Source organism: Pseudomonas sp. W3I7 (assembly GCF_030816095.1).
Taxonomy (GTDB): domain Bacteria; phylum Pseudomonadota; class Gammaproteobacteria; order Pseudomonadales; family Pseudomonadaceae; genus Aquipseudomonas; species Aquipseudomonas salomonii.
On the sequence record NZ_JAUSXP010000001.1, the window covers coordinates 2,487,153 to 2,503,626 of the forward strand.

General features: G+C 59.2%; 10 protein-coding genes and 1 pseudogene. 5 read left to right on the plus strand and 6 right to left on the minus strand.

Features of this window, described 5'->3' with window-relative positions:
- Positions 1 to 37: 37 nt before the first annotated feature.
- From QF043_RS11490 to QF043_RS11500, 3 genes and pseudogenes are all read right to left on the minus strand, one after another.
- Positions 38 to 589, minus strand: a complete 552-nt coding sequence (locus QF043_RS11490) for a GNAT family N-acetyltransferase (RefSeq protein WP_307418558.1) — start codon at positions 587 to 589, stop codon at positions 38 to 40.
- 5 nt (positions 590 to 594) lie between these two features.
- Positions 595 to 1,057, minus strand: a pseudogene (locus tag QF043_RS11495) (LEA type 2 family protein).
- Positions 1,058 to 1,070: 13 nt separating this feature from the next.
- Positions 1,071 to 2,498 (minus strand): nucleobase:cation symporter-2 family protein, encoded by a 1,428-nt coding sequence (locus QF043_RS11500; RefSeq protein WP_307418559.1) that lies wholly within the window; start codon positions 2,496 to 2,498, stop codon positions 1,071 to 1,073.
- A 235-nt stretch (positions 2,499 to 2,733) separates the two neighbouring features.
- On the opposite strand from QF043_RS11500, the gene QF043_RS11505 reads away from it, so the two are divergent.
- A complete protein-coding gene (locus QF043_RS11505) occupies positions 2,734 to 4,359 on the plus strand; it encodes a methyl-accepting chemotaxis protein (RefSeq protein ID WP_307418560.1) in 1,626 nt (541 codons plus the stop codon).
- A gap of 54 nt (positions 4,360 to 4,413) precedes the next feature.
- Here the strand turns inward: QF043_RS11505 and QF043_RS11510 are convergent, their stop codons facing one another.
- A complete protein-coding gene (locus QF043_RS11510) occupies positions 4,414 to 6,636 on the minus strand; it encodes a M10 family metallopeptidase C-terminal domain-containing protein (protein ID WP_307418561.1) in 2,223 nt (740 codons plus the stop codon).
- Positions 6,637 to 6,860: 224 nt separating this feature from the next.
- Positions 6,861 to 7,976: a Gfo/Idh/MocA family protein gene (locus QF043_RS11515; RefSeq protein WP_307418562.1), complete on the minus strand. Its 1,116-nt coding sequence runs from the start codon at positions 7,974 to 7,976 to the stop codon at positions 6,861 to 6,863.
- Between the two features lie 317 nt (positions 7,977 to 8,293).
- Here QF043_RS11515 and QF043_RS11520 point away from each other — a divergent pair, with 317 nt between their 5' ends.
- Positions 8,294 to 9,346, plus strand: coding sequence for a YCF48-related protein (locus tag QF043_RS11520; protein WP_056860275.1), 1,053 nt, complete (start codon positions 8,294 to 8,296; stop codon positions 9,344 to 9,346).
- 15 nt (positions 9,347 to 9,361) lie between these two features.
- Complete coding sequence (locus tag QF043_RS11525; RefSeq protein WP_307418563.1) at positions 9,362 to 11,737, plus strand: RND family transporter; 2,376 nt, start codon at positions 9,362 to 9,364, stop codon at positions 11,735 to 11,737.
- 101 nt (positions 11,738 to 11,838) lie between these two features.
- On the opposite strand, the gene QF043_RS11530 is transcribed toward QF043_RS11525, so the two are convergent.
- Positions 11,839 to 14,781: a dermonecrotic toxin domain-containing protein gene (locus tag QF043_RS11530; RefSeq protein ID WP_307418564.1), complete on the minus strand. Its 2,943-nt coding sequence runs from the start codon at positions 14,779 to 14,781 to the stop codon at positions 11,839 to 11,841.
- A gap of 186 nt (positions 14,782 to 14,967) precedes the next feature.
- Between QF043_RS11530 and QF043_RS11535 the strand changes: the two genes are divergently transcribed.
- Both QF043_RS11535 and QF043_RS11540 read left to right on the plus strand, forming a co-directional pair.
- On the plus strand, positions 14,968 to 15,264 hold the full coding sequence (locus QF043_RS11535) for a DUF5629 family protein (protein WP_307418565.1): 297 nt from the start codon (positions 14,968 to 14,970) through the stop codon (positions 15,262 to 15,264).
- Positions 15,251 to 16,426 (plus strand): lactonase family protein, encoded by a 1,176-nt coding sequence (locus QF043_RS11540; RefSeq protein WP_307418566.1) that lies wholly within the window; start codon positions 15,251 to 15,253, stop codon positions 16,424 to 16,426. Before QF043_RS11535 ends, QF043_RS11540 begins: the two co-directional genes overlap by 14 nt.
- Positions 16,427 to 16,474: the final 48 nt, after the last annotated feature.

Consider the following 16,474-nt stretch of genomic DNA (forward strand, 5'->3'; position numbering starts at 1 on the left):
CCGTCTTCGCGAGCAAGCCCGCTCCCACATTGCACTTTCACTGTTTGGAAGATCTGAATGCCAACCACTCTTGGCGGGTAATCTCCCAAATGTCGCGTGGGAAGGTACCTTCTACAAACTCACCCATCTGCGTGCGGATCAAGCGCATCCCCGTGCGCTCGGAGATCCGCCGCGATGCCAGATTAGGCGCAGCCTTGGGCACGCGCATCCGCGGGCGCTTGAGCACTTCGAACCAGTACTGCGTCACCGCCGCACTGGCTTCGGTCATAAAGCCCTGGCCTTGCCATTGCGGGCCCAGCCAGAAGCCTCGGTTGTCGTCTTCCTCGTCCGTGAGGTTGATATTGCCGATCATCGTTTGCGGCGCACTTTTAAGGCGAATCGACCAATGCCATTGGTCGCCACGGGCCATGCCCGGCAAGGCTACCTGCTCCAGGTAGCGGCGCGCGCCATCGGCCGGGTACGGCCAGGGCACCTCGGCAGTCAGGTAACGCACCACGTCCCAATGCGCGAATTGCGCCTGGATGTCTTCGGCATCTTCCAGGGTCAGCGGGCGTAGGATCAGTCTTTGGGTAAACAACGTCGGTTGCATGGCGGTTACCAGGTCGCGGTGTTGGGCAGGTCCAGGGTACCGTGTTCCACAAAGCGCATAGTGCCGAACAGGCCGCCCGCCAGTTTGCCGCGCAGTGTGTAGGGCAGGTTGTTCAGGCTTTGGGTCTGGCTCAGCCCCAAGGTTTGACGCAACACGGAGAACGCCGAAACACTCACAGGCACCCTCAGCACTGTCTCGGAAAAGCGTGGGATGCTGCCGGCCTGGTCGCTCACGCCGGACGCCAAGGGGGCGCCCATTGACGTCCAGGTCCAGGGCCACTCCGTTGTAGTCGATCGCCGTTTCATTGGGGTTTTGCACCCGCAGCTTCACGGCGAAACGCACTTCCAGGTCCTGGCTTTGCAGCGGTTCGATGCCCACCACAGTGATATTGACCGGGTCGCGATTGGGGAACAGCGCGCAGGCGCTCAAGGTCAGCAAAAGCAGCGATAGAACCATGAGCTTGCGCATACCAAAGGTGCTCCTATTTCGTGACGTCCGGATCCTGCATGACCTTGAGGGTAGAGGACTCCGGATCAAATTCATCCTCTTCCAGCTCTAAGAACTCCTCGGGCAGGAAAATGTTCAGCAGGATTGCACAGAACGCGCCCACGGTGATCGGCGATTCAAAGATGTTGTGCAGCGCCTTGGGCAGGTCGCGCAGCACTTCCGGTACGGCGGCCACGCCCAGGCCCATGCCTAAGGAGATCGCCACGATCAGCACATTGCGGCGGTGCAGCCCGGCTTCGGCGAGGATCTTGATCCCGGCCACGGCCACGGTGCCGAACATGATCAGCGTGGCGCCGCCCAACACCGGCTTGGGCATCAGTTGCAGCACTGCGCCAATCATCGGGAACAGCCCCAGCAGCACCAGCAGCCCGGCGATAAAGTACGCGACGTAGCGGCTGGCCACGCCGGTCAGCTGGATCACGCCGTTGTTTTGAGCGAAGGTCACCATGGGCAGGCTGTTGAACGTCGCCGCCATCGCCGAGTTGAGGCCGTCGGCCAGCAGGCCGGACTTGATGCGCTTGATGTACAGCGGGCCCTTGACCGGTTGCTGGGAAATCATCGAGTTGGCCGTCAGGTCACCGGCGGCTTCCAGCGGTGAAATCAGGAAGATCACCGCCACCGGGATAAACGCCACCCAGTCGAACGAAAAACCATACTTGAACGGCACCGGCACGCTGATCAGCGGTACCTGGGGCAGCGCGGCCATGTCGACGCGGCCCATCCACCAGGCCACCACAAAACCCAGGGTCAGGCCGATCACGATCGAACCCAGGCGCACGAACGGGTTACTGAAGCGGTTGAGCACCACGATGGTCAACAGCACCAGGGCGGCCAGCCCCATGTTGCCCGCGGCGCCCAGGTCGCTGGCCCCGAAGCCGCCGGCCATGTCGGTGACCGCTACCTTGATCAGCGACAACCCCATCAAGGTAATGATGGTGCCGGTGACCACCGGAGTGATCAGCTTGCGCAGTTTGCCGATGAACTGGCTGAGCACCACCTCGATAAACGCGGCGAAAAAGCAGATGCCGAAAATCGTCGAGAGGATCTCATCGGTACCGCCGCCCCGGGCCTTGACCATGAACCCGGCACTGAGGATCACACTGATAAACGAAAAGCTCGTCCCCTGCAGGCACAACAGGCCGGAACCGATCGGGCCGAAGGTACGCGCCTGCACAAAGGTGCCGAGCCCGGACACGAACAGCGCCATGCTCACCAGGTAAGGCACCTCGCTTTCCAGGCCGAGCACGCCGCCGACGATCAGCGTGGGCGTGATGATGCCGACGAAGCTGCCAAGCACATGTTGCAGTGCGGCAAAGATCGCTGCGGTGAAATGCGGGCGGTCTTCCAGGCCATAGATCAGGTCGGATTTATAGCGGGGGCGGGGGGCTTGAGCGTCAGACAAAGTGCGGGCTCGGGTCAGAAAATGGAGGCGCAGGATGCCAGAAAGTGCCGGCCCTCAGAAGTGTAAAAAAATATTTATAAAAACCCTGCGCAAAACCTCAGGATCTGCCGATATCTCGTATAGGCCCACATTCCAACCATAACAGTGGTGACCAAAGATCAGAGCGGCGCGTTGACGCCCACTGATCGTTTCGCGGCAGGGACGCTCGCAAACACTCCTTCTGAGAGCAACCTCTATGTTCCTACGTCATTTGAATATTGCCCCTCGCGCGTTTCTCGGTTTCGCATTCATTGCGTTGTTAGTGGTGTTGTTGGGGGTGTTTGCGGTCAACCGCATGACGCAGATCCGTCAGTCGTCGGTGGAGATGACCTCCACGCAACTGCCCAGCGTCACGTACCTGGGCAACATCACCGAAAACGTGCTGCGCTTGCGCATCCTCTCTTTTCGCGTATTGGTTAACCGCGAGCCTGCCGGCCTGCAGGAAGCCGAAACCCGCATGGGCGTCTTGACCGACAAAGTGAAAACCGCCCAGGCCGGGTATGCGCCTCTGCCGGCGGGGCCGGAGGAAGCAGCGTTGTACAAGACATTTGTCAGTACGCTGGACAACTACCTCAAGGCGCAGGCCGAAATGCTGGCCTTGTCCAAACAGAACAAAGTCGAGGAGATGCGTGCGTTAATTAACACGCGTATCAAGGACGGTACTGACCAGATGGGCGAGCAGCTCAACAAGCTGATCGCCATCAATGCAGCCGATGCCAGGGATGCCGACACCTTAGCCGGGTCGAGTTATCAAGGCGCGATTACCGGCGTAATTGTTTTCTCGGTCGCTGCCGCCTTGCTGACGGTCCTGCTCGCCTGGCTGCTGACCCGCAGCATCGTCACGCCGCTGCGCAAAGCGTTGGAAGTGGCTGAGACCATTGCCGGCGGCAACCTCACCAAAGTCATCGAAGACGCCGGCAAGGATGAGCCTGCGCGCCTGCTGGGCGCCTTGTCGGCGATGCAAACCAACCTGCGCCAGACCATCCAGCACATCGCCGGCTCTGCCACGCAACTGGCCTCGGCCGCCGAAGAATTGAGTGCGGTGACCGAAGAAGCCTCCAAAGGCCTGCAACAGCAGAACAACGAAATCGACCAGGCCGCCACGGCCGTCAATGAAATGACCGCCGCCGTCGAAGAAGTTGCGCGTAATGCGGTGTCTACCTCAGAAGCTTCCAGCCAGTCCACCCAGGCGGCGCGGGAAGGGCGTGACCGCGTGGTGGAAACCGTCGGCGCCATTCAGACCATGACCCAGGATGTGCAAAACACCGCACGGATGATTGAAGGCCTGGCGACTCAGGGCCGTGATATCGGCAAGGTCCTCGACGTGATCCGCGCGATTGCCGAACAGACCAACCTGCTGGCACTTAATGCTGCGATTGAAGCCGCACGCGCCGGTGAAGCCGGGCGTGGGTTTGCGGTGGTGGCCGATGAAGTACGCGCCTTGGCGCACCGCACCGCGCAATCGACCCAGGAAATTGAAAAAATGGTCGCCGGCATCCAGAGTGGCACCGGCGACGCCGTGCAGTCGATGCAGCAGAGCAACCAGCGCACCCAGACCACCCTGGAACTGGCGCGCGCTGCCGGTGTGGCCCTGGAACAGATCACCGAATCGATCAGTCTGATCAACGAGCGCAACCTGGTGATCGCCAGCGCCTCGGAAGAGCAGGCCCAGGTCTCCCGTGAAGTCGATCGCAACCTCGTCAACATACGTGACCTGGCGACTCAATCGGCGGCAGGCGCCAACCAGACCAGCGCGGCCAGCCATGAACTGTCGCGCCTGGCGGTGGATTTGAATGGGATGGTGGCGCGGTTCGTTATCTGATCGACCGGTGTGAGCCGCCCTCACACCGCGCACTTTTAAAGCCCTTCGAGACGGTCAGCAATGGCCGTCGTTGATACGGTTAAGGCCAATCACATCCTGGCTGTTGATCGGCTTAAAACTTTTGATCAAAAAGTCAGACTGGCGATTTCCCGTCATATCGACACCCAGGTAGTATTTTTTGGTGGCGGGGTAATAGTCAATAATGGTATCGCCGATTTGGCCTGTGTAATACTTGACCTGGTTGAGGGGCACTTGGGTTTTATTACTCATAGTGGTCAAGTCGATTTTATCTTTGCCGGTTGTGAAATCCATCAGCACGTCAGCGTTGTGATAAGGCGAGTCACTGACGGCTTCATAGTTGAAAATGTTTGCGCCGCCGTTGCCTGTCAGTTTGTCTGCACCGGCTCCGCCCGTCAGAACGTTATTGGCCGCGTTTCCGGTTATATGGTCATGGCCTCGGCCACCCCTGGCATTTTCAATAACCGTATTGTTGTTGATACGCACATTGTCGACCAGGCCGCCAACGCTGGAGCGTGAGCTCGGCATAAGGTTGATGCGTTGGTTGTGGTCGAAACCTGAAAAGTCCAAGGTGTCATTACCTTCAGGGTCTGTCACGGTGAAAGCAGGTTTATCGGTGGAAGAGGTCAGCCGCATGCCAGGCTTAGTGGTCGTGGCGTTGAACCCGTAGACGGTATCACCGGTATCAACGTTATCGCGTAATACGAGTGGGAGTAGGGTCAGTGTAGGCGCTGGCTTTTTATTCATGGGCCAAGGCGCTGGGTTGGGCGTTGGCTGAGGGGAGGGTGATGCCGTCGGTGATTGTGAACCCGCATTAATCAAAATATCAGTGGGCTTTATTGGGCTTTTGCTCATAATCAACAGCACGGACTTAGCGTTGCCACTTACATCAAGAATCAACCTGTGCATCTTGACGTTTTTATCATAGTCCAACAGCAGTTCGCCTTTGCGCCCGCTCAGCTTGCCGGCTTGATCAGTGAGAACGCTGGTGAAGATAGGGGTTGATATACCCGCGTCTTTCAGGACCTTGGAAAGATCAATGTTGTCGACACCACTGACGAAGTCGTTAAGCATGTCCGGGTTTTGTGGCGGCGAGTCACTGGCCCGCTTGTAGACAAATGTATCAGCGCCACCGCCGCCGTACAGCGTGTCGCCGCCGGCGTTGCCGGTGATGCGGTTGTTGACAGCGTTGCCTATCAGCACATCATGCCCCGAACCACCGATGGCGTTTTCCACTATAACGCCTTTGGCGATGGACACGTTGCCCTTCCTGTCGCCCGCATCCGACAGTGTCTCTGCGTTGAGGTTAATCCGTTGGTTTTGCTTGTAACCGGACAAATCCAGAGTGTCATTACCGCCGTTATCCCATATGCAAAAGGCTGTCAGGTCACTGGCATTTTTTAAACTGTAGTGATCGCGCCCAGCGTTTGAGTTAAAGCCATAGGTTGTATCACCCTGGCGGGTTTTTTTGTTGGCGCCATAGAGCAGATCACCAGCGGCAATATCATGCATCATTGGCGTTAACGGGCTGTCCGAGACGCGGGCGCCGTTTGGGTCTTGAGGGCTCCACCAATGGCGGTTATAGGACATGGCGGTATAGGTTAAGTTGTCTTCGGCGTACTGCCCGACCGTATGTCCCAGTCCCAGGCTGTGGCCAATTTCGTGAATCATTGAGGAGTGTGAGGGGAAACGCGAATCGCCCACTCCGATCCCGATGTCCAACGCGTTGTTTGTGTTAGTTGGCATGCTGGAAAAGCCACCGGTGCCATCAGTGCCGTGAATTGATAAGGTAGCATCGGCGTTTTGGGTGTTCTCAATGAATTTGACTTTAACCACATCTTCCCAGGCGCGTAATGCATTTCTAAAGGCTTTTTTATGAGCTTCGCTGAATGGCCTTGCCCCGCTTTCTCTACGCCAGGATTGTGTAGGATCGGAGGCGCTGTAGAATTTATAACCGATGGTTATCTGGCCGTCTCCGTTCTTATCCCATATTTTGAATCCTTCCTGGGTGAGTTCTTTGGCAACCCTGTCAGATACTGAGGAAGTAGCAGGCGTAGCAGCCTGTGAAGAGGGACGAGGGCTTAAGCTGTTCGGGGCGGGGTAAGGTGTAAGGGCGTAAAGGTATAAGGCTTGAGAGTTAACATGGAGTGCTCTTGATGATAATAATAAATTATAAAGTCGGGGAGTGGCTGATGAATAAATAAGGTAGGTGGTTTTTGAGGCGCGTGCCAGCGGGGTATATATTGCGGCGTGTGACATATAGTTATTTCCAGTGGGTGATGTAAATGTGTGGCAGGGCTTTGTACAAGCGCGTGTGGGATTGTGAGTTGCGTGGGGTTGGGTTCTGGAGTTTTAGTGCGAAGGAAGTTGCTTGGCTAATAGGGGCTTGGCGCGATAACTCGCTCTTTTTTGCGTAAGTTTGCGCACGCCCAACACACGTAAGGATCGGCGCGCACGGGCAGTGCACGCCGCGGGCACGCTGTTTAAAGCGTATTGACGTCGACCCAGCGCGCCTCACGGGCGGCCAGGCGAATCGCGGTGGCCAGCCGCTCGACCGCCCAGGCGCCGTCAAAGTCGGTACCGTGCGCGCCTTGCCCCGCCAGCGCCATGAGCAGTTCCTGCACTTCCAGGGTCTTCAACTCGTTGTAACCCAACTGATGCCCGGCGGCAGGGCTGAATGCGGCATAGCCGGGCAGGGCGGGACCGGCGAGCACACGCTGGAAACCGTCCTGCCCGGCGCGGCATACGCGCAGTTCATTCAAACGTTCCTGATCGAACGCCAAGGTGCCTTGAGTGCCGCTGATTTCAAAACTCAAGTGATTCTTGTAGCCCTGCTTGAGCCAACTGCTGCTCACGGTGCCACGGGCGCCGTTGGCAAAGCGCAGCAGGGCATGCACCTGGTCGTCCACCGCGATCGATTTCAGGTCGCTGCTGCCTTTGACGGCCGGGCGTTGCGCATGCACGGTGTGTGTGTCGGCACACACGCTCACCACATCGCCCACCAGATAACGCGCCATCGACAGCAAATGGCTGCCCAGATCCGCCAGCGCGCCACCGGCATGTTCCACTTCACAGCGCCACGACCAGGGCGAGGCCGGGTCGGCCATGAAGTCTTCGCTGAACTCCCCCTGGAAGCTGATGATCTCGCCCAGTTCGCCGTCGATGATCATCTGCCTGGCCAGGCCAATCATCGGGTTGTGCTGGTAGTTGTAACCGACACGCGTGACCACGCCGGCCGCACGTGCGGCACGGCGCATGGCGTCGGCTTGTTCCAGGCTCACGGCCAGCGGTTTCTCGCAGTACACCGCCTTGCCCGCCGCTATCGCCGCCATGGCCATGGGATAGTGCAAGTGGTTGGGCGTGGTGATGGCCACCACATCGACATTAGGGTCATTGACCAGCGCCTGCCAGTCACCGTGGGCCTGGGCAAAGCCCCAGGCCGTGGCGCAACGCTGGGCGCGTTCGGTGTCGGCATCGGCCAGCGCTGCCAGCTTGAGGTGTACCGGCAGTTCGAACACTGCGCGGGCATTGTTGAACGCCAACGCATGGGCGCGCCCCATGAAGCCTGTGCCGATCAAGCCGATTCCGAGTTCACGCATCGCCGTGGTCCTTTGGATTATTGTTGTCAGGAAGGCTATTAATGGAATAAAAATTCCCATAATTCAATAGATGGAATAATAATTCATTTTGTTCGACAGTTCACTCCGCCAGGGAACGAGCATCAGCCTGGGTAATGCAGACATATTCAGGCCGGCGCCAAACACCCTCAGTTAACAAAAGATAACGTAGCGCCGATTGTCAGACGATTCCAAAGCCCGATAGGATGGCCCCTGCTTCCTCCAGGCGCTCTAGATTGCAGGTTTCAGAGCCCGGGAAGGCGAGACCACCTAACAATAATAAATGGGGAGAAAGGTCTATGAGTGAGCCTGTCATGGGTTGGGCTGTTTGCCGCCCGCGCGCCGCACGCAAGGTTGCGATGCTGGCCACAGCGCTCTCGCTGCTTGGGGTGTTGTCGACACCCGCGTTGGCAGCCGGCGACACCAGCGGCGCACAGCCGGTATTTGCAATTGAATCCCCCAAGGCCGCCAAGGGCCTGATGATCGATGTGGTGCATGCCGGCAAGCGCCTGGTGGCGGTCGGCGATCGCGGGCACATCCTGTATTCCGATGACCAGGGCAGCACCTGGAACCAAGCCAAAGTGCCGACCCGGCAACTGCTCACGGCGGTGTATTTCGTTGACGACAAACAGGGTTGGGCGGTGGGCCATGACGCGCAGATCCTCGCCAGCACCGACGGTGGCGCCACCTGGGCCCAGCAATACCAGGACCTCAAGCGCGAAGCGCCATTGCTCGATGTGTGGTTCAAGGATGCCGAGCATGGCCTGGCCGTGGGTGCCTACGGTGCGCTGATCGAAACCACCGACGGCGGCAAAACCTGGGACGACGTGAGCGATCGCCTCGACAACGAAGACCAGTTCCACCTCAATGCCATCGCCGCTATCAAGGGCGCCGGCCTGTTTATCGTCGGCGAGCAGGGCAGCATGTTCCGCTCCAGCGACGACGGCCAGACCTGGGAAAAACTCGAAGGCCCTTACGAAGGCTCGCTGTTCGGTGTGATCGGCACCGCGCAGCCACAAACCCTGTTGGCTTATGGCCTGCGCGGCAATCTGTACCGCTCAACCGATTTTGGCAGCACCTGGGAACAGGTCGAGTTGAACGCAGCACGCGGCGCCCTGGAGTTCGGCTTGTCGGGTGCGACGTTGCTCGATGACGGCGCCATCGTGGTGGTCGGCAACGGCGGCAGCGTGGTGATCAGCCACGACGACGGCCAGACCTTCAGCGTGTTCAACCGCCCGGACCGCATTTCACTGTCCTCGGTCACGGCGGCGGGCAATGGCAACTTGATTCTGACGGGGCAGGGCGGCGTTCGTGTTGCCCAGCCAACCGGCGCTGAACTCGAAAAACAATAAGAAGGCGGGGAAAGAATGAGCAGTCATCACAACGATAAAGCGACCTTTCTTGAGCGCCTGATCTTCAACAACCGCCCGGCAGTGATCGTCATCTGCCTGCTGGTGAGTATTTTCCTGTTCTGGCAGGCGACCTTGATTCGCCCGTCCACCAGCTTTGAAAAGATGATCCCCCTCAAGCACCCCTTCATCGAAAAGATGATGGAGCACCGAAACGACCTGGCCAACCTGGGCAACACGGTGCGTATCTCGGTGGAGGCCAAGGATGGCGACATCTTCACGAAGGAGTACATGGAGACCCTGCGTCAGATTAACGACGAGGTGTTCTACATCTCCGGCGTTGACCGCTCGGGCCTCAAGTCGCTGTGGAGCCCCAGCGTGCGCTGGACCGAAGTCACCGAAGAAGGCTTTGCCGGCGGTGAAGTGATCCCGCAAAGCTACAACGGCTCGCCGCAAAGCCTCGACCAATTGCGCAACAACGTGCTCAAGTCCGGCCAGGTCGGGCGTCTGGTGGCCAACGATTTCAAGTCGAGCATCGTCGATATTCCGTTGCTGGAGTCCTACCCGGACCCGCAGGACCAAGGCAAGTTGCTGGCCCTGGACTACCGCAAGTTCTCCCATGAACTCGAAGACAAGATCCGCGACAAATTCGAAGCACAGAACCCCAACGTCAAGATCCATATCGTCGGGTTTGCCAAGAAGGTCGGTGACCTGATCGACGGCCTGGTGATGGTGGTGATGTTCTTCGGCATCGCGTTTGTCATCACCTTGATCCTGCTGCTGTGGTTCACCAACTGCCTGCGCAGCACCGTCGCGGTGTTGAGTACCACCCTGGTGGCGGTGATCTGGCAATTGGGGCTGATGCACTTTTTCGGCTTCGGCCTCGATCCCTATTCGATGCTGGTGCCGTTCCTGATCTTTGCCATCGGTATTTCCCATGGCGTGCAGAAGATCAATGGTATCGCCCTGCAATCCAGTGAAGCGGACAACGCACTGACCGCGGCGCGGCGCACGTTCCGGCAACTGTTCCTGCCCGGCATGATTGCGATCCTCGCCGACGCCGTGGGCTTTATCACGCTGCTGATCATCGACATCGGCGTGATCCGCGAGCTGGCCATCGGCGCGTCCATCGGCGTGGCGGTGATTGTGTTCACCAACCTGATCCTGCTGCCGGTGGCGATCTCCTATGTTGGCATCAGCAAGCGTGCCATCGCCAAGAGCAAGAAGGACGCGCACCGCGAACACCCGTTCTGGCGCCTGCTGTCCAAGTTCGCCAGCGCGAAGGTTGCGCCCGTCTCGATCCTGCTCGCGCTGGTCGCCTTCGGCGGCGGCCTCTGGTACAGCCAGAACCTGAAGATCGGCGACTTGGACCAGGGCGCACCGGAACTGCGCCCGGATTCGCGCTACAACAAAGACAACAACTTCATCATCAGCAACTACTCCACCAGCTCCGATGTGCTGGTGGTGATGGTCAAGACCAAGGCCGAGGGCTGCTCGCGTTATGAAGCCATGGCGCCCATCGACCAGTTGATGTGGAAGATGCAGAACACCGAGGGCGTGCAGTCGGCGATCTCGCTGGTGACCGTGTCCAAGCAGATGATCAAGGGCATGAACGAGGGCAACCTCAAATGGGAAACCCTGTCGCGCAACCCCGACGTGCTGAACAACTCCATTGCCCGCGCCGACGGCCTGTACAACAACAATTGCTCACTGGCGCCGGTGCTGGTGTTCCTCAACGACCACAAGGCCGAAACCCTCGACCGTGCCGTGCATGCGGTGCAGGACTTCGCCAAGGAAAACAACCGGGACGGCCTGGAATTTATCCTCGCCGCCGGTAACGCCGGGATCGAAGCCGCCACCAACGAGGTGATCAAGGAGTCGGAACTGACCATCCTGATCCTGGTGTACCTGTGCGTGGCGACCATGTGCATGATCACCTTCCGCTCCTGGGCGGCGACCCTGTGCATCGTGTTGCCGCTGGTGCTGACCTCGGTGCTGGGCAACGCCCTGATGGCCTTCATGGGCATCGGCGTCAAGGTTGCGACCTTGCCGGTGGTGGCACTGGGCGTGGGGATTGGCGTGGACTACGGCATCTACATCTACAGCCGTCTGGAAAGCTTCCTGCGCGCCGGCCTGCCGTTGCAAGAGGCCTACTACCAGACGCTCAAGTCCACCGGTAAAGCCGTGCTGTTCACCGGTTTGTGCCTGGCCATCGGTGTGTGCACCTGGATCTTCTCGGCCATCAAGTTCCAGGCCGACATGGGCCTGATGCTCACCTTCATGCTGCTCTGGAACATGTTCGGTGCGCTGTGGCTGTTGCCGGCACTGGCGCGGTTCCTGATCAAACCCGAGAAGCTGGCGGGGCAGAAGGGCAATTCGCTGTTTGCACACTGAGCCCGGTTCACCGCCGGCAATCCGGAAAAAACGCCCGACCTGACCCATCGGGCGTTTTACCCTCAAGGCATGGCGGGCGAAGGCTTAGCTTGTCATGCACCTCACGCCGCTGGCTCGGCGTGCGCGCGTTGGGCCCTGCGCTGGCGTTCGGTAGCCAGGCGCTTGAGCACACTGCCGCCTTTCACACGTAGACTCATATCGAACGACCAGTTGCCTTGCGCGTCGACTTTTACGCGCGGTCCGTGGGTGCTGGGATTATCGCGAACGATCGCCACACGCTCGTCGTCGAGCAGGGTGACCTTGAAGTGAATTCCATAGGCGATCAAGTGCCAGGCGTTGTCGATCCGGTACAGCCCGCGGTACGGGCCGTCCGGCGAAGCTTCAGGCAGCTCTTCAAGATAGACAAAGCCGAAAAAGCTGGTGACGTTCGCCCAATGCCCATACGGCATTCTGTTCTGGAAAAAGGTGTAGTCAAACTCCAGTGCCGAATCGAGCTTCTTGTTGGCGCCGTAGTAGTAGCCAATGACGTTTTCCGTCAGTGCCACGTCGCTCGAGAGCTGCCGTCCCGCTTGGGGCTGGCGTGGCGCCGGCGGGCGTAATGCCTGGTCTTTGAGCGTGGTGTCCACAGGTTCGGAGGCCGTGGCAACCGGCATGCTTTCGGTGAGCAGGCTACCCAGGTTGAGGGTCAGATTGGCGATGGCCACTTCCCGTGCGAGGGGCTCATGGCTGTTGAGTGCAGGCAGATCAGGCGTCAATGGGTTCGCCAGCGTGCCAAGCCAAGGCGTCAGCAACACAGGTGCTTGCTGTTGCGGCAGCAGCAACGCATTAAACGGGCCCTCATTCATTTCCAGTAAGGCAGCCCAGCGTTTTGGTGCATTCAGCGGCGCGCTATCAGCCCCTAAATTGATCAGCGCTTCTACGAGGTGGTAGTAGAGGAAGGACTGTGCGTTCGAGAACTTCCTGCCGGTGAGCACGTTCTGGCTGGCCAGTTGTGCAGGGAGTGGCGGTGAATCATCCCGGCCCACATCCAGGATATGGGGCGCGAGGAAACCACCGTTGTCATAGACGGCCCGGGCCTCATCCGGCAACCAGGCCAGCACACTGTTTTGCAGGTCTCCCGGCTGTGCGATGGCATTCAACAGCGCTTCGCGTGTGGCGAACTCACAAAAGGAGGGTGCATAAAAAGGACGGTAAAGCAGGTGGGGGCCTTGGGTCTCGCCCTGCGTTTCGATGATGAACATCGCGCTGACTCGGTCAGGTTCCGCTTGCACTGCGCGTAACAGTGCCAAGGGTTGGATGATCACGGAGGGGGTGTCGGCGAAGCCTTCGCTGCCAACCGAGGGTTCGTTGAGGTGGTGCTGCAGCAACGTGGCAACGTATTCGGCGCCCAGTGCGCTGACACTGCTCGGCTGTTGCAGATGCAGCTCCAGCGCCTGCAACGGCAACTGATAACACAGCTGGGCGACGAGCTTGCGCCGGCGCTCGAAAGCCTCTGGGGTGCGCTCCAATAACTGTGTCTGGAGGTAGTCGACATAAGCCTTGCCGATGTCGAGTTGCTCAATCAGCCCGCCGGTGCGGGTGATGAAGTCCGCCGACAACCAGTCGGGCAGGGTGAGGCCGTCACGATGCGCCAGAGTCAAGGCGCCTGCAGGGCGGCCTTTCAGGCCGGTGATGAGCAACTCCGTCAGGCTCATCGACTCGGTGGAGGCGCTCTGCGACGTGTCTTCGGCGTCAGCAACAGGCGCCACGGTGACAAGCACGTTGTCGGGTGCATAGGTGTGGGGTAACGCAGCCTCTTCGTCGCTCGCGGGCAGGCTTCGCTGCTTGGCGTCAAGCGCGCTTGACAAGGCCGCAGTGGTGAACGCGTGGATATCCGTAATGGCGCTGAGAAAAGTTTGGCCTTTGCTCTTCAGCTTGCTGGTAGCCAACCCCAGGCTGTCGCGAGAATAGTATTGTTTAAGGGTGGGCGAGGCGTTTTGTAGCCAGTCCGGCAGTCGCGGGCTCAGCACGTTTTGATACGGCGTTTGGACTTGGGTCGAGTTGGCAAAGTAGGGCGCCGGGTCACTGAGCTCATGGTAAAGCGCTTGCAACTTGGCCTTGCCGAAGGTGCACGGCAGTTGCACGGCTTCAATGTCGAGCAATTGTTGATTCAGGATCAGTTCGGCTTGATGCCCGAACACATCGCCATACACTTCGAAACGCTTGCAGCTCAACGAATCGACGCGGTATTGCGCGGTGAGGGCGCTGCCCCAATGCTGGTTGAAGGCCTCCATCGAGGCAAAGGTTTCGATTTTGCCACCCGGATGACATAACAGCACGACCGTACGCGTATCGACGGTACGTTCCAGCAGCAACGCGGGAGCGAACAGAACCGAGTTGCCGCTGGCGCTGTTCAGGTAAGTTTCCAGCTCGTAGACACGGGTGTTGCTTTTATAGTTTTCCGACCAGCGCGGACGACACTGTGGGAGGTCAATGACCTGCTGTACCGTCTGGCGTTCGATATCGCTCAAGCCTGGCTGGGTCAGCACTGAAATCTGCAGCGCTTGCACCAGGCTGTCACTGAGCGACCTCCAGCGGCTGGGCAGCTCGCCGGTCGGGTTCCAATAGGCGGTCAGTGCATTTTGCAGGCCGATCGGCAGCGACCAGGTCAGTTCGCGAATCAGTGCCTCAATCTCCCTCATGTCCAGCGCCTCACCGGTGGGGGTGCAGATGGGGATGGGGGCCTGCTCAGTGAGGAAAAACGCCTGCGAGCCGACCGCACTGAAATCCAGGGCGGCCCCGGCTGCCAGATAGTCCAGTGCTGTTGTCGTGAGTCGTTCGAAGGCGTGGCTCCCATCGGCCTGGGGTGTCGCCAACTGGGTGCGGGAAAGGTCCAGCGCCAAGCCGGGGTATTTTTGCCTGATGGTTGTTTCCAGCATGTGTTGGATAACGGCTTCAAGCGTGGGGCGGTCTGCGAACAGCGCGCTGATGGTAGCGGCCATGTTCGGGTGTTCGGTGCGTGTCGCGACGGTGGTTTGCGGCTCGTTGCTGGAGGGTGCTTGCATGTTTAGAGGTCTCCACGATTAGTGAATTGAAACTCACAGGGGTCATGGCGAGTTAACGTCAATCTCGTGGTGTGGAAGCGGTATCAGGGTACTTCACGCTAGGCGTTGGTGTGTTTAAGGCAGGGGCTTAGGCTGATGCGGTAACTTGCTCTATCATGAGGTCTTTCCCCTTGATGATTGATGGTTATGACTGCCGACACCGCTACCTTGCTCGATGCGTTTAAAGACTGCCAGATGGTCGAAATCGATGGGCTGCACGCCTTCGATTTCAGCCTGGATGACCAGAAACTGCTGATCATTTGCATGGACGGTCGCGTCGAGAAGCGCTGGAGTTTCAGCCTGGAGCAAGTCAACGCGGCGGTGTTTGATCCAACCTTGCAAAGCTGGACCCTTACCGGTGACTCGGGCGAGCATCGCCTGGTGTGCTTGAGTGGCGTCACCGGCAACAATAACGACGAGGACGAAGCGGATGATGATGCGTAAATTCTGGCCCCTGCTGATGGCGGGCAGTGTCGGTGCGATGTCGGTGCAAGCCGCGCCGGCCGACACCTATGAACTGTTGGTGGGCAGCTACACCGCCGGCACCAGCGAAGGTATTTACCGCCTGCAATTTGACAGCCGCACCGGCCAGTTCAGTGGCAAGCCCGTGCTGGCGGCCAAGGCCGCCAACCCGTCGTGGCTGACGATTTCCCAAGACCGCAAGCACCTGTTTGTGGTCAACGAGAACGGCCTAGGGCAAAACGACCCGGTCGGCCGCGTCAGCAGTTACAGCATCGACCCGCAGAATCATCAGCTCAGCCTGATCAACCAGGTCCAGAGCCTGGGCAACGAGCCTACCCATTCGAGCCTGGCCGCCGATGGCCGTTACCTGTTTGTCGCCAACTATTCGGTGCTGGAAGATCCGGGCGGCAGCCTGGCGGTTTTGCCGGTTGATGCCAATGGAAAGCTCTCGGCGCCGGTGCAGTTGAGCGGGCACCCGGCCAGCCGCGTGAACCCTGAGCGTCAGGCCTCCAACCATGTGCACTCGGTGGTGTCGTCGCCGGACGGCAAGTATGTGTTTGTGCAGGACCTGGGCGCCGACAAGGTGTTTGCCTACCACTACGACCCCAAGGCCAACCACGAACTGCCATTGACCCCGGCCGATCCCGCCTTTGTGCAATTGCCACCGGGCAGCGGCCCGCGCCACCTGTTGTTCAGCGCCGATGGCAAACATGCCTGGCTGACCACCGAAATGAGCGCCCAGATCGCGGTGTTCGATTACAACGACGGCAAACTCAGCCAGACCCAGTTGGTCGATTTTGCCGCCGGGCAGCCGGTGTCCGACAAGGCCGGTGCGGCAGTACACGCCTCAAGCGACGGCAAATTCCTGTATGTAAGCAACCGTGGCACGGCCAACCAGGTGCTGGTGTTCAGCATCGACCCGGCCACCGCGCACCTCAAGGAATTGCAGCGCCGCTCCGTAGAAGGCGACCATCCGCGCGAGTTCAGCCTGGACCCGAGCGGCAAGTTTTTGCTGATCGCCAACCAGAAAAGCAATGAAATCGTGGTGGTCGAACGCGACCCCAGGACCGGCCTGCTGGGTAAAACCGTGCAGAAACAATCGATCGATGCGCCCAGCGACCTCAAGTTCCTGGTGCGTCAATAAGCCACAGGCCCCGCAATGCGGGGCCTGACCCTTTGTATTAATTCTATT

Bases quoted from the DNA above. Each gene is read 5' to 3' on its own strand.
- QF043_RS11490 (WP_307418558.1), bottom strand. From the start codon at position 589: ATGCAACCGACGTTGTTTACCCAAAGACTGATCCTACGCCCGCTGACC.
- QF043_RS11525 (WP_307418563.1), top strand. From the start codon at position 9,362: ATGAGCAGTCATCACAACGATAAAGCGACCTTTCTTGAGCGCCTGATC.
- QF043_RS11515 (WP_307418562.1), bottom strand. From the start codon at position 7,976: ATGCGTGAACTCGGAATCGGCTTGATCGGCACAGGCTTCATGGGGCGC.
- QF043_RS11535 (WP_307418565.1), top strand. From the start codon at position 14,968: ATGACTGCCGACACCGCTACCTTGCTCGATGCGTTTAAAGACTGCCAG.
- QF043_RS11510 (WP_307418561.1), bottom strand. From the start codon at position 6,636: ATGTCACACGCCGCAATATATACCCCGCTGGCACGCGCCTCAAAAACC.
- QF043_RS11505 (WP_307418560.1), top strand. From the start codon at position 2,734: ATGTTCCTACGTCATTTGAATATTGCCCCTCGCGCGTTTCTCGGTTTC.
- QF043_RS11520 (WP_056860275.1), top strand. From the start codon at position 8,294: ATGAGTGAGCCTGTCATGGGTTGGGCTGTTTGCCGCCCGCGCGCCGCA.
- QF043_RS11540 (WP_307418566.1), top strand. From the start codon at position 15,251: ATGATGATGCGTAAATTCTGGCCCCTGCTGATGGCGGGCAGTGTCGGT.
- QF043_RS11530 (WP_307418564.1), bottom strand. From the start codon at position 14,781: ATGCAAGCACCCTCCAGCAACGAGCCGCAAACCACCGTCGCGACACGC.